The sequence below is a fragment of the Rhodoluna sp. genome, from assembly GCF_049276775.1.
Taxonomy (GTDB): Bacteria; Actinomycetota; Actinomycetes; order Actinomycetales; family Microbacteriaceae; genus Rhodoluna.
Genome location: NZ_JBASXC010000023.1, coordinates 1 through 12605 on the forward strand (window position 1 = coordinate 1; position 12605 = coordinate 12605).

The 12605-nt window shown below is 50.4% G+C and carries 15 protein-coding genes; 11 read left to right on the plus strand and 4 right to left on the minus strand.

Annotated features, from left to right (window positions below; genetic code table 11):
* A partial coding sequence (locus WAO31_RS01495; protein ID WP_509589348.1) for a multicopper oxidase domain-containing protein occupies nt 1-423 on the minus strand: 423 nt, incomplete at its 3' end.
* Nucleotides 424-712: 289 nt separating this feature from the next.
* Here WAO31_RS01495 and WAO31_RS01500 point away from each other — a divergent pair.
* From WAO31_RS01500 to WAO31_RS01520, 5 genes are all read left to right on the plus strand, one after another.
* Complete coding sequence (locus WAO31_RS01500; protein ID WP_509589351.1) at nt 713-1765, plus strand: acyltransferase family protein; 1053 nt, start codon at nt 713-715, stop codon at nt 1763-1765.
* Nucleotides 1766-2002: 237 nt separating this feature from the next.
* A complete protein-coding gene (locus tag WAO31_RS01505; protein WP_509589353.1) occupies nt 2003-2236 on the plus strand; it encodes a DUF3955 domain-containing protein in 234 nt (77 codons plus the stop codon).
* A 222-nt stretch (nt 2237-2458) separates the two neighbouring features.
* The gene (locus WAO31_RS01510) at nt 2459-2635 is read left to right on the plus strand and encodes a hypothetical protein (protein WP_509589356.1); all 177 of its coding nucleotides are present in this window, start codon (nt 2459-2461) and stop codon (nt 2633-2635) included.
* Nucleotides 2636-2660: 25 nt separating this feature from the next.
* Complete coding sequence (locus tag WAO31_RS01515) at nt 2661-3365, plus strand: SOS response-associated peptidase (RefSeq protein WP_509589359.1); 705 nt, start codon at nt 2661-2663, stop codon at nt 3363-3365.
* 40 nt (nt 3366-3405) lie between these two features.
* Nucleotides 3406-3606 (plus strand): DUF4287 domain-containing protein, encoded by a 201-nt coding sequence (locus tag WAO31_RS01520; protein ID WP_509589361.1) that lies wholly within the window; start codon nt 3406-3408, stop codon nt 3604-3606.
* A 1-nt stretch (nt 3607) separates the two neighbouring features.
* Here the strand turns inward: WAO31_RS01520 and WAO31_RS01525 are convergent, their stop codons facing one another.
* Together WAO31_RS01525 and WAO31_RS01530 are read right to left on the minus strand one after the other, a co-directional pair.
* Nucleotides 3608-3907 carry a P-II family nitrogen regulator gene (locus WAO31_RS01525; RefSeq protein ID WP_509589363.1) on the minus strand — a complete coding sequence of 100 codons (300 nt, stop codon included), beginning with the start codon at nt 3905-3907 and terminating at the stop codon, nt 3608-3610.
* Nucleotides 3904-4875, minus strand: a complete 972-nt coding sequence (locus WAO31_RS01530) for a sodium-dependent bicarbonate transport family permease (RefSeq protein WP_509589365.1) — start codon at nt 4873-4875, stop codon at nt 3904-3906. Before WAO31_RS01530 ends, WAO31_RS01525 begins: the two co-directional genes overlap by 4 nt.
* A gap of 598 nt (nt 4876-5473) precedes the next feature.
* Here WAO31_RS01530 and WAO31_RS01535 point away from each other — a divergent pair.
* The gene (locus tag WAO31_RS01535) at nt 5474-6118 is read left to right on the plus strand and encodes a hypothetical protein (RefSeq protein ID WP_509589367.1); all 645 of its coding nucleotides are present in this window, start codon (nt 5474-5476) and stop codon (nt 6116-6118) included.
* A gap of 21 nt (nt 6119-6139) precedes the next feature.
* On the opposite strand, the gene WAO31_RS01540 is transcribed toward WAO31_RS01535, so the two are convergent.
* Nucleotides 6140-7330, minus strand: coding sequence for a glycosyltransferase (locus WAO31_RS01540; RefSeq protein WP_509589370.1), 1191 nt, complete (start codon nt 7328-7330; stop codon nt 6140-6142).
* Between the two features lie 72 nt (nt 7331-7402).
* Here WAO31_RS01540 and WAO31_RS01545 point away from each other — a divergent pair, with 72 nt between their 5' ends.
* The 5 genes from WAO31_RS01545 to WAO31_RS01565 all read left to right on the plus strand — a co-directional run.
* Nucleotides 7403-7885, plus strand: a complete 483-nt coding sequence (locus WAO31_RS01545) for a glutathione peroxidase (RefSeq protein ID WP_509589373.1) — start codon at nt 7403-7405, stop codon at nt 7883-7885.
* A 10-nt stretch (nt 7886-7895) separates the two neighbouring features.
* The gene (locus WAO31_RS01550; RefSeq protein WP_509589375.1) at nt 7896-8678 is read left to right on the plus strand and encodes a crotonase/enoyl-CoA hydratase family protein; all 783 of its coding nucleotides are present in this window, start codon (nt 7896-7898) and stop codon (nt 8676-8678) included.
* Between the two features lie 152 nt (nt 8679-8830).
* Nucleotides 8831-10798 carry an acyl-CoA dehydrogenase family protein gene (locus tag WAO31_RS01555; protein ID WP_509589378.1) on the plus strand — a complete coding sequence of 656 codons (1968 nt, stop codon included), beginning with the start codon at nt 8831-8833 and terminating at the stop codon, nt 10796-10798.
* Nucleotides 10799-10802: 4 nt separating this feature from the next.
* Nucleotides 10803-11993: a thiolase family protein gene (locus WAO31_RS01560; RefSeq protein ID WP_509589380.1), complete on the plus strand. Its 1191-nt coding sequence runs from the start codon at nt 10803-10805 to the stop codon at nt 11991-11993.
* The coding region (locus WAO31_RS01565; protein ID WP_509589383.1) for an enoyl-CoA hydratase/isomerase family protein at nt 11993-12605 on the plus strand (613 nt) is incomplete at its 3' end. The genes WAO31_RS01560 and WAO31_RS01565, both read left to right, overlap by 1 nt.

The following is a 12605-nucleotide window of genomic DNA, read 5'->3' on the forward strand; positions in this document are numbered from 1 at the left end:
CACAGTCCAGTGTGGGTTCCATGTCGCGCCCATTTCGATGGGCTGGTGCGGCCCACCGTCCATCATCGCGGGAACGTGTAGCCCATGCCAATGCAAGGTAGTGTCCTCCGGGAGGCCGTTTCCTACATTAATCTTTATTTCTTCCCCGTCAGCCACGCGGATGGTAGGGGCGAGGTAGTCACCATTGATGCCCCAAGTTTCGACTGGATTGCCAGCCTCAAACTCCGTGGACCCAGCCTGCAAATTTAAGTCAAAGGTGCGAACAGAGCCCTTCATAGTCGACTCAGCGATAGGGGGGACACTTAGGGGGCTGTCAAATCCGCCTAGACGAGATTGACTGAGCGCCCATAACTGAGCGCCAACAAAAACAAGCGAAACTGCAGCCAAAAGGGCAACTAGAGTCAAGAGGCGTCTTTTTGTCATTAGGAGAGTCTATGCACATTTTTTGCGACTACTCCCAATATGGGGAGGAACACTCAGCTCACACACAGGTATCGAACTTCAAATGGAAGCACTTGAAAATAGTCTGATTTATAGTCTGATTTCACAAAACATAGGCCCTAAACCATTGGTTTGGCGGGGCACATAGACCCCCCTAGTCTCCACAAGTAAAACCCCTCCTTCGGGAGGGGTTTTCTTTTTTCCTAGAACCTCAGGCTAAGCGAGACCAGAGACAAAACGCTTCCTTAAGTCCGACCAGTATCGTGTAAACGTGAGCAGGCTAGTAGGTCTTGATAACGCGCGGGCAACGCTGCTCCTGCTTGGCGTGATATTCCACGCCTCGGTATTTGTATACCTCTACCAAGAACCCGCGAGCCTTGGCGAGTTCTTGACTGTTGTATTCACCTATCAGCTCCTACATGCTTTCAGGATGCCCGCCTTCTTCGTGATCGCGGGCTTCTTTGCCGCTTACTTGCTTCAATCTCGAGGGCGCTTAAAATTCATGAAGCATAGGCTCATGCGAATAGCATTACCACTAGTTATTTTTTGGCTTCCCCTGACATTTGCCAACAGCTGGACCAGCCAGGGAGCATGGCTGACGCAACGAAGCACATTTGAAGTCCTACCAGTTGACTTCGGCCACCTATGGTTTTTGTACTTTCTGGTTATCTTTAGCGTCGTTCTTTGGACTTTAGCCAAACCACTACAGCTATTGCTTACCAGACCTATTTCGCCGTCGCTATTTACCCTGATGCTGATCGCCATTCTTCCCCTAATACCCGGCGTGTTTGATAAAGAGGGAACTTTGGCAACCAGTACTCAGCTGATCGCTGAACCCGGCCCGCTGATTCTGTACTTCTTGATTTTTATCTCCGGGTCTATTGCTTACTTTCAGCAGGACCGTTGGCTCAGTTTCTTCAAGAAGAGAGCAATTCTTCTCACGGCTGTCTTTCTCGTGAGCTTTGGCGCCTTCTTTGTCATTCAAGATTGGGGAATTCCGGCAAGCGGCTGGGTCTATAGCACGGCCGTTGTTTCCGGAACCTACGCAGCCATTGGGCTGTTTCTCAGATTCGCACTAAAGCAGAATCGCGCACTCAAGTTTGTTTCAGATGCGAGCTATTGGATTTATCTAATCCATTTGCCTTTCGTGTTCTTTTTTCTTATTACTTTCAGCATCGCAGGTGTAGCCGTTGGCGTCAACATTCTGCTTACCAGTTTGCTAACCTTCGGAATTGGCCTGGTGACATATAAGCTTCTTGTTCGACACACACCAATATCCCTGTTACTAAACGGAATAATCCACCCCGTTCGCCCTCGACCCTAGGCCTACTTCACAAGACCTTGTGTTGGTGAAACCGGATGCTTGTGCCTGCCGAAGCTGTAAGGCGCATGATTTGATTCTCAGCCTGATTTGGAATCAGAAGCGGAGAAATTAATTGTTTTATTCGAATGGGCGGCCCGATAGGCTCCAAAGCTAAAAGACCCCCTCCAGAAATTCGAGGATCTCTTTTAGTTTTGTGGGGAAACAGTCTTCTTGTCTCACCAATAGTATTCTCGGGTTATGAGGTTAGTAAAAAAACTTGGGTTCCCGACTTCCGGCGTGCTGCTCTTGGTCGGTGTTTTACTAATCGCCTTCTATGGCTCTTCTGAATCGTATGTCAATGAGGAAGGTTTGCTTATCGAGGAGTTTTCAGCACTTGCCCTGGGATACTTCGCGTTGATTGCGGCGATCATCATCGGTGTCATCTCAAGCTTGGCTTTTCTTGTGCGATTGGTTCGTGGAAAAAAGAACTAGACGGCACATTTTGTGCACTGACCCAATTCAGTCCAATAGTGGGAGCAGTCGGATCAGCGAGTCAGCCTTTAGTAGACACGCCACGAACTTTTCTGAGCGACAAATAGACGCGTTTATAGTCTGAAAATACCAATCGGATGCAAATAGCTCAAAGGTCGCGCCAATTGCTTCAGGGACAATCCCAGCCTTCGCTTCTCACCATCGAGCCAGTAGTCTTTCTCCATGCGAAACCGCTGGATACTCCTTGGCTACCTAAGCCTGTTCTTTGTTGTGGTGAGCCTGTACGACGCGTATCGGGATAGTGATTTACTTGTGATATTGGCAGCTGCGATTATTTTGGTCGGCGGACTCGCTGCATGGATTTGGTCAGTGCAACCAAAGAAACCAGACCAGGACTAAGTGCAGTAAGAAACAGGTTTGGATTATGTGTGGGCGTATTTCGATGGATGCGATGCTCTCTGACGTCGCCGAGCAGTTCGGATCATCGACACTGCCGGATCAGGAACTGCCAAAAAGTTGGAACATTAAGCCAACTCAGGACGTGTACTTAGTTAAGAACGACAACATTGAAATTGCCTCTTGGGGTCTAATTGCCCCGTGGAGTAAGACGAGCGCGGAAGCACAAAAAAGCCAGTCAAACGCCATCAACGCAAGATCGGAATCGGTTCACGAGAAACCAACCTTTAGGAAAGCTTTTCGAACATCAAGATGCCTTGTTCCTGCAACTGGATACTACGAGTGGGCAAGCGAGTTAGGTCAATACAAACCTAGGCAGCCCATCTATGTTTCTAGAGATGATGGGAGACTTCTTGCTTTCGCTGCAATTCGAGATCGCTGGGTCACTCCAGAAGGTGAAACCAGAGACAGCGTTGCCATTTTGACCCGGGAAGCAGTTGGAGATCTAGCTAAAGCTCACAGCAGGATGCCGATGTTCTTGCCAGCTGACCGCTATGAGGCGTGGATGGACCCTTCCTTGCAGGATGTTGAGAAGGTGAGGGCGCTGTTTGAAGGCTTTGCACCAGATGCACACTTGAGACACTGGACGGTGTCTGATCTAGTGAATTCGATTAGAAGCGACGGCCCTGAGCTAACTTTGGCAATAGAAGCAATCCCCGAAACGCTCTTTTGACGAATAAGATTTCCACGACATCTCGAACTAAGGAGCCAAAGTGACTGAAAAAGTGAAAGGCCCAGCCAGCTATTTTCCTTCCATTGGGCAAAAGTATGGAAAGCCGATGGACTACTGGTTCAAGCAGTTAGCCAAACACAAAGCGAAGCCACATATGGAGCAGGTGGCTTTTCTAAAGACCGAGCACGGAATGGGTCACGGTCACGCCAACGCAATAGTTGCCTATCTAAAGGCCAGATGAATTAGTAGCGATCTTCTCTAAGAATCTGCACGTCGCTAACCCAGCAGCTAACGGCGTAGTGTGGGAAATACTCTTGCTCTAATTTTTCAACCAACTTTTGAATCGTTGGTTCGTCGGTGATTATTTCAATCTTGATGTTGCCGCCTTCAAGATCACCGTTTCTTTGGTTTCTTGGGCCTGCACCGTGGGCATCGGTGATGGTGTATCCCTTGGCACCGAGGGCCATGCAGTCTCTAATTAGTCTGGACTCAAGGGCTGCTTCACAAACCACAGTGATTAGTTTCCTATTTGAATACTTCAAAATCCCAACCCTTCAACCAGTTGTCCAACTGCAAACATAATCGGAATACCAAAAATCAAATTGAATGGGAATGTTATTCCAAGAGCTGCCGTCAGATAAACACCGGGGCTTGCTTCCGGCAGGGCCAGTCTTACTGCAGCAGGAGCTGCAATATAAGAGGCCGATGCCGTTAGGACACCTAACACCACAGAGCCACCAAGGCTAAGGCCGGTGAGAGATCCAACAACAACACCGAGTGTTCCGGCAAGCAGCGGGAAGCCGAGGCTAAACGCCACAAGACCTATTCCCGCTTTTTTGACATCCGGCAAACGCCTTCCCGCGACGATACCCATCTCGAGTAAGAACAGGGCAAGGATTCCGGTGAAGAGCCCTCCGAAGAACGGTTCGATTCTTTCGTAGCCACTTGAGCCGGTGATAAGCCCAAGAACCAATCCTCCGGCGAGCAAGACGATGGACTTCGAGGTCATGATTTCCCTCAGGGATTCTCCCCAGTTCAAACCTCGACCTAAGCCCCTACTTGCAAGCATCAGTCCAACAACGATGCCCGGGATTTCTAGGATCGCGAGCAAGGTTGTGACAAAGCCCTCATACTCAATTTGCTGGGACTCAAGGAAGATAATTGCCGCACCGAAGGTCACAAGAGATGTAGATCCGTAGTGAGCTGCTAAAGCACCCCTATTGACAACATCCAGTTTGGTTAGTCTTCCAACCAGCCAAAAGGCCATGAATGGAATCAAGATTCCAAGCCCGAGTGTTCCAAGAATTGGTAGCCAAACCTCTTGGAGGTTTGCTTCCGAGAGAGCAACACCACCTTTGATACCAATTCCAAGAAGGAGGTAAATAGAAAGACCCTGGTAGAGAGCTTCTGGAAGTCGAAGGTCGGATTTCAGTGCTACCGCTAGAAGTCCAAGCACAAAGGCTAGAACCGGTGCGGAGGTGGCATTGGTGATAGCTGCCTCTAAGAGCATTGTTTATTTCCCGTTCACTCGGACAACTCGAAATCCCAAACAGTAGAAAAACGATTCCTGTATTTTCATTCTAGTGAACTGAGTGATTTTCCCTACCCTTGACCCAACTCGCTGAGGGTAGCGATTAGTTGGTCAACTGTTTTGCCTTGGCTGGTGGTGTGTCCAAGGGGTGCGTCTTTGTTCAGTTCATAGTAGTTGTTGCGACCGTCGCGACTTTTAGAAGGGCGATAAGCAGATCTGACAACTGCGGCCGAGGCTTGGGCAGAGGGTGAAGTTCTAAACGTCGAGCTATACGACAATCTAATTGCAAGAACCACCAATTCGAATCTACTCAAGGTGCTTGGAAACCTAAGAAGCGCATCGCTAGATTCACACCTTCCAGCCTTTGAGTTGGCAGCTGAAAACGGTGGAACTCTAACCGCCGATCAGATGGCGGGTCGCTAGAAGGAAACTTCCAGAGTGGCTTTGCCCACAACCACCGGCGGTGATTGTGGGCAAACTCCGTTAAGGGACCCGTAATCAAGAAAGCCTTACCCAAGAGACGATTCCCAACCGCAGCTTTATTAGACTGTTCCAAGACAGTGAGAGAAGAAAAATAATGAGCGAGCAAACCCCGCCCGAGCAAACCCCAGAACCAATCCCGGCAAAGCCAGTCGAACCTAAGAAGAAGGCTAAGGGCTTGCCAACCTGGGTTTGGTTTGTTGGAACTTTCGCAATTGTTTCTTTGCTGGGCAACGTAATCTTCGGAGGCAACACCTGGATAAATACCGGTGTTAACTTTGTCAACAACACAATCGCCGCCCTAACAGCAGAGGAAGATAGGTCTAAGGACCCCTTCTGCCTGAGCGGCTCGGTTTCTGAAATTGATCGAGCCAACACACTCACGGTTGTCAACGAAGCCGATGCCTTGGTTCAAACCACCACTGGTGCCATTGGATATGCGTCTTTGACCGAGGATCTCGGGGAACTTGCCAACGCCATTGGAACCGTTCGAGAGTCGGGGCCCAGATACCTGGTTATCGGAGAGCGCTTGCTAACCGCTTCGGATTGTGGGGATGAAACTTACGAGTACCTCATGGAGGATTTCGGAAACTCGATGGTTGCCATGGGCGAGAACTTCAGTCAGTGGGATCCGGAATCTTTGATGGATGACCCGCTGCTTCTTGTCACCGTAGCTCCACTAATTGAGTCAGCCGCCACCAAGGCGAAGGCGATTTTGACCTACGTTGAAACACTTAACTAGAAAGTAATTGAACTACAGATATCACTTTGCGTGATCGGCAATCATTTGCTTATAGAGAGCAATTGTTCTTTGGCTGATCTGAGATTGGTATAACCACTTGTTATCCGCCAGGGTTTGTCTCTTGGTATCACCCTCGGAGATTTGCTTGTTGGCTAGCTTGATGGTTTTTGCAAGCCCACCTATGGTGCCGGTGTCATCAACCCAGCTGGTACCCGCCGGCATCTCGGCTGCAATTTTTGGATCACAAAGCAGAGCGGGTGTTCCAACCGCAGCAGCTTCATAAACGGTTAGCCCTTGAGTTTCAAAATCAATACTGGTTTGCATCAACACATCGGCGTCAGCAAAAACCTGAAGGATTTCTCGGTGTGGGAGCTTTCCATAGAACTTGATGCGCTTGGTGAGAACCCTCGCCCGAACCAGGTTCTTAGCGGCTCGCTCCAGCGGGCCAAAGCCATAGATGCTCAAGGTGGCGTTGGTTTTGGCCTTGGCGAAAGCCTCGATGGTTTGAAGGATTCTTTTTTCCGGCTGCATTCTTCCGGCCCAGACAAAGTGGACTGGCTTTTGGGGTGTTGGAGCTGTTCTTTTGACATCTTGAACCAAGTCATCATCAACTCCCGTGATGATGACCTCGCTGCTGTCCGCAACCCCTCTTTTTCTGAGAAGTTCTGCGAAGTGTCTTGATGGGGCGATGACCTTTTCCATGTTGCGGTGAATAAATTCCATGTATTCGAAAGCGTCATTAACCCTCGGTCGATTGGGGATCTTCAAGAAGGTGGCGTGCTGCCAGGTGAAGAATCTGAGAAAAAGTATCTTCATTGGTTTACCAACCAGCTTGTTGGCCATCACGTCAATGTTGGTGTGTGCGGTGTAAACAAGGGGCAGGTTTCGAGACTTGGCCAGCTCGATCGCGAGACTAGCAGCTGCAAAGTCCCCCTGCAGGTGAACCAGGTCATACTTCTCTGACTCGTATTGCTTTTGGCAGAACTTGGCAGCTTTTCGAAGTGACCAAACAACCGAATACTCTCGACCAATGGTTGGGTAGCTAGAAGGTATGACCTTGATACTTGGGTCGGCAACTGCTCTCTTAGATTTGGGAGCGAATATGGTTACCTCAACGCCGTTGCGGTTTAGATACTTCTTCTGAAGCATTACTGATGTTTGAACCCCACCCAGCGAATGTGGGTGCTGATCCATGAACAGTGCGATATGCAAAAAGGACCTTTTTCCTTGGTGAAGCTTTGGGTAGCTAGATAAATCTACCGTTTAGAGACTTAGAATCAGGATATGACAATCAAAAACCTAGAGCTGACCATGCTGGATGGCTCCAAAGCCAGCTTCGATGACTTCGCCGACAAAGTGGTACTGGTGGTGAACGTAGCCTCGCGTTGCGGGCTAGCTCCTCAGTATGAGGCGCTGGAGGCCATGCACAAAAAGTACTCAGATCGGGGCTTTACCGTTTTAGGAGTTCCATCAAACCAGTTCCTTCAGGAGCTGGGTAAATCAGAAAAGATTGCCGAGTATTGCTCGACGACTTGGGGTGTTACATTTCCAATGACCGAGAAGGTAAAGGTGAACGGTAAGAACGCACACGATCTATACAAAGAGCTAACCAAAACCAAGGACGGAGTTGGACTTGCAGGCCCGGTGGCCTGGAACTTTGAGAAGTTTCTAGTCTTACCTAACGGAGACATTCACCGCTTCCGCCCCCCGGTAAAGCCAGACAACCCAGAGATCATTGCGCTCATCGAGGCCCATCTTCCCCGCTAGAGTAAAAAGTATGGGCGAGAAAAAAATACTTGTTGAAAAAAAGGGCCATGTACTTCTTATAGGGCTCAACCGTGCCGACAAATTCAATGCAGCGGACATGGAACTACTCGAGCAACTCTCTCTCGCCTACGGCCAGCTTGATGCCGACCCAAAGCTAAGAGTTGGTTTGGTCCATGCGGTTGGCGACCACTTCACAGCGGGTCTTGACTTGGCCGATGTTGCGCCGAGGCTAAATGCCAGTGGGCTTTCTCTAGTTCCAGAAGGCGGACTGGATCCCTGGGGGATCCAGACAAAGTCTTGCTCTAAGCCGATAGTTGTTGCAATCCAGGGAACCTGCTTCACACTCGGCGTCGAGCTTGCGCTAAATAGCGAGGTGGTAGTCGCATCTGAGGATGCGGTATTTGCTCAGCTAGAGGTCTCTCGAGGAATACTTCCCTTCGGCGGTGCGTCCAAGCGCATGCCAAGATCGGCCGGTTGGTCAAACGCCATGAAGTATTTGCTCACCGGTGAAAAGTTTGATGCCAAGGAGGCACACCGCTTGGGGATTGTGAACGAGATTGTTGCCAAGGGCTCACAGTTTGAGCGCGCGCTGGAGATTGCCAACAAGATTGCTTCTCAGGCGCCGCTCGCGGTCCAAGCAACACTTGCCTCGGCAAGGGCTGCGCTAGCTGATGAGGTGGCTGAGGATGCCTTTGTTGGTAAGCGCCTTGCTCGCCTTGCCTCATCAAACGATGCCAGGCGTGCCATGGAGTCCTACCTCTCCAAGAAACCGGTCGAGTTCGAGGGAAATTAGCTCTCCAAGATATGCATGAGTTTTTTGTAGGATACCTACAAAGAACAATTCGGCCATATTCCGAAGCTTGTAGTTAGTTACAGACTTTGGGGACCCGTCTTCCCCAGTGATTTAGCGGTGCATAGACTCATGTCAACACGAAGGAGTGCTTCATGAAAAGCGAAACCCTGCCAAAACTGGACGTAGAACAAGTCGGCGAGATGCTGCTTGGCAAATGGAAAGACATTCGCCTTGCCACTCGGAAGATCTGCGAGAAGCCCGAGATGTGGCAAATTCCTGGCCTGAGCCATCATGAGCACAGAGAGCGCGTCCTTAGTCAGCTGAAGATGCTGGTCTCCGAGGGCGCCACCTCTTACGGTTTCCCGAAGGTCGTTGGCGGCAACGCCGATCCCGGGGGCTCACTAACAGTTTTTGAAGAGCTGGTTTTTGCTGACCCTTCGCTTCAGATCAAGTACGGAGTTCAGTGGGGACTTTTTGGTGCTGCAATCTTGTATCTAGGAACTGACGAGCACCACAAGGAACTTCTTCCTAAGGTGATCAGTCTCGAAACTCCAGGCGCTTTTGCAATGACCGAAACCGGTCACGGCTCCGATGTTGCAAACATCGGAACCACAGCAACCTTTGATGAGGCAACACAAGAGTTTGTAATTCACACCCCTTCACGTCACGCCTGGAAGGACTACATCGGTAACGCCGCCCTTCACGGCAAAGCGGCGGTTGTTTTTGCGCAGCTGATAACCAAGGGTGAAAACCATGGCGTTCACGCTTTCTATGTCCCACTTCGCGATGACAACGGTAACTTCCTCGAGGGAGTTGGCGGGGACGACGACGGTATCAAGGGAGGCCTCAACGGAATCGACAACGGAAGACTTCACTTCACCAACGTTCGAATCCCACGTCGCTGGCTGCTAAACAACTACGGCAGTGTTGACGAGGCCGGCAACTACTCATCCCCGATCGAGTCCAAGGGAAGAAGATTTTTCACCATGCTCGGAACTTTGGTTCAGGGAAGAGTGTCAATCACCGGTGGCGTTACTAATGCCCAAAAAATTGCACTGACCATCGCCATTCGCTACGCGAATGAGCGTCGTCAGTTCCCTTCCCAGTCGGGTGAAGAGCACGTCCTCATGGACTACGGTCGCCACCAGAGAAGACTGCTTCCAGCACTAGCCCGAACCTACGCTCAAGCATTCGCTCACCTAGAACTTCTCGAGCAGTTTGACGAAGTGTTCAGCGGAAGAAACGACACCGATTCAACCCGTGCCGATTTGGAAACGGTTGCCGCTGCGTCCAAGGCTTTATCAACCTGGAACGCACTGGACATCATTCAGATTTCTCGTGAGGCCTGTGGCGGTCAGGGCTTTATGGCCGAGCACCGCATGGTTGGTCTTCGTGCCGATCTGGATGTCTACGCAACCTTCGAAGGAGACAACAACGTTCTACTTCAGCTGGTTGCCAAGCGACTACTCTCTGATTACTCGAAGGCTTTTGCTTCTCCTGATTTTGGAACGCTGGCTCAGTATGTTGTTGAGCAGGTTGGCGATGTTGCATTCAACCGCGGAGGACTCCGCGGTCTTGCTCAGAAGTTCACTGACTTCGGATCAACCGCAAGGTCGATTGGTTTTGTTCGAGACGAAGAGCACCAGCACCAGCTGCTAACCGACCGCGTCCACACTATGATCGCAAGGCTTGCTAACGAACTAAAGCACTCCGGAAAGAAGGACCCGGTTGAGGCTGAGCGGATGTTCAACCGCCACCAGAACGATTTGATTATGGCCGCTAAGGCTCACGGTGAGTTGATTCAGTGGGAGGCATTCACCTCGGCACTGAAGAAGATCAAGAACCCGGAGACCCTAAAGGTCATGACTTGGCTGAGAGACCTCTTTGGCTTTACTCTGCTGGAAGAAAACCTTGCCTGGTACCTGATGAATGGACGCCTCAACGCTCAGCGAGCGGAGGCCATCACGGAGTACATTGATGGAAGACTCTTGGGAAGACTAAAGCCGCACGCTCTTGACCTAGTTGATGCCTTTGGACTTTCTGAAGGATTGATTAGATCAGATCTTGCATTCGGATCAGAATCCAAGCGTCGCGAAACCCTAAAGAAAGCGAAAGCGTAAAAAAATGCAAAACACTTATTTTGTCGATGGAGTTCGCACGCCCTTTGGAAAAGCCGGAGAAAAGGGAGTCTACTGGAACACCAGAGCAGACGATCTAATCGTTAAGTCCATGATTGGACTGCTTGACCGTCACCCGAACCTGCCGAAGGAATCAATTGATGATGTTGCAATTGCTGCAACCACTCAGACCGGTGACCAGGGACTGACCATCGGTCGGACCTCGACCCTACTTGCAGGCCTACCGCTTTCTGTTCCTGGTTTTGCTATCGACCGGATGTGTGCGGGGGCGATGACTGCCGTCACCATGACCGGATCGGCTATTGGCGTTGGCGCTTACGATGTGGTTTTGGCAGGTGGCGTTGAGCACATGGGTAAACACCCCATGGGCGAGGGGGCCGACCCAAACCCTAGGTTTATAGCTGAAAAGCTGGTTGATCCAGAAGCCCTAAACATGGGCAACACCGCGGAAAAAATCCACGACCGGTTCCCCGTCCTAACCAAAGAGCGCGCCGATGCATTTGCGGTCCAAAGCCAGAAGCGCGCAGCCGCTGCCTACGAGAATGGCTATATCCAGCAGGATCTAGTGACCATCTCTGCAACAACTGCAGAGGGTGTCAGGGTTGTTGATCGTGATGAGCTCCTTCGACCCGACTCAACAGTTGAGGGCATGAAGGATCTGAAGACCCCATTTAGAGCAAGCGGAAAAGTCACCGCTGGAAACGCATCCCCATTGACCGATGGTGCAACTGTTTCACTTCTCGCAGGGGATGCAGCAGTAAAGCAGTATGGCCTGAAGCCTCGCATGCGAATGGTTGGATTTGCTTTTGCTGGTGTTGAGCCAGAGATCATGGGTATCGGTCCGATCCCTTCAACCGAGAAGGCACTGAAAAAAGCCGGACTTTCGATTGACGACATCGGTCTATTTGAGATCAACGAAGCCTTCGCTGTTCAGGTGCTTTCTTTCCTTGAGCACTTCAAGATTGCCGATGACGATAAAAGAGTTAACGCCTGGGGTGGAGCAATTGCATTTGGTCACCCACTAGCTTCCTCCGGTGTTCGTCTGATGAACCAGCTTTCCCGTCAGTTCGAAATGCAGCCTGATGTTCGCTACGGCATTACGACCATGTGTATTGGTCTTGGCATGGGCGGAACTGTCATCTGGGAAAACGAGTTCTTCGACGGAAAAAAGAAGTAATGAAACTCGATCACTTCGAGGAGCTCTGGGCGAACCAGGATGAGGTTATTACCCATTCCTATGTCCAGGATGTGAGGCTTCCCTCAGGAAAAATTCTCGCCCTGCTGACTTTGGATAACGGCAAAGATCACACCAGGCCCTCAACCCTTGGCCCACTAACTCTGAAAGAGTTTTCAGAAAAAGTTGAGCAACTCGAGGTGCGTGCCAAAAACGGAGAGATTCATGGTCTTGCCATTACTGGCAAGCCCTATTTCTTGGCAGCCGGGGCAGACCTTTCCAAAGCTGGCAACTTGAGCTCGTCTAGAGCCGGAAGATTATTTGTTGAGCTCGGGCACTTTGCATTAGGAAAGTTAGGTAGCTTTCCGGTGCCAACTTTTGTTTTCATAAACGGACTTGCTCTCGGTGGGGGTTTGGAGATTGCCCTAAACGCCAACTACCGAACCGTGAACAAGGCAGCTCCCGCTATTGCTCTGCCGGAAGTATTTCTAGGACTGCTTCCAGGTTGGGGTGGGGCATACCTGCTTCCAAACCTGATCGGTATTCGTGGAGCTCTCAAGGTCATCATCGAAAACCCACTGAAACAAAACCGAATGCTTTCTCCGAAAGATGCAC

What these genes read in the sequence shown, in the direction of transcription:
- WAO31_RS01555 (WP_509589378.1), top strand. Translation starts at nt 8,831, where the DNA reads ATGAAAAGCGAAACCCTGCCAAAACTGGACGTAGAACAAGTCGGCGAG.
- WAO31_RS01505 (WP_509589353.1), top strand. Translation starts at nt 2,003, where the DNA reads ATGAGGTTAGTAAAAAAACTTGGGTTCCCGACTTCCGGCGTGCTGCTC.
- WAO31_RS01535 (WP_509589367.1), top strand. Translation starts at nt 5,474, where the DNA reads ATGAGCGAGCAAACCCCGCCCGAGCAAACCCCAGAACCAATCCCGGCA.
- WAO31_RS01550 (WP_509589375.1), top strand. Translation starts at nt 7,896, where the DNA reads ATGGGCGAGAAAAAAATACTTGTTGAAAAAAAGGGCCATGTACTTCTT.
- WAO31_RS01530 (WP_509589365.1), bottom strand. Translation starts at nt 4,875, where the DNA reads ATGCTCTTAGAGGCAGCTATCACCAATGCCACCTCCGCACCGGTTCTA.
- WAO31_RS01545 (WP_509589373.1), top strand. Translation starts at nt 7,403, where the DNA reads ATGACAATCAAAAACCTAGAGCTGACCATGCTGGATGGCTCCAAAGCC.
- WAO31_RS01560 (WP_509589380.1), top strand. Translation starts at nt 10,803, where the DNA reads ATGCAAAACACTTATTTTGTCGATGGAGTTCGCACGCCCTTTGGAAAA.
- WAO31_RS01515 (WP_509589359.1), top strand. Translation starts at nt 2,661, where the DNA reads ATGTGTGGGCGTATTTCGATGGATGCGATGCTCTCTGACGTCGCCGAG.
- WAO31_RS01510 (WP_509589356.1), top strand. Translation starts at nt 2,459, where the DNA reads ATGCGAAACCGCTGGATACTCCTTGGCTACCTAAGCCTGTTCTTTGTT.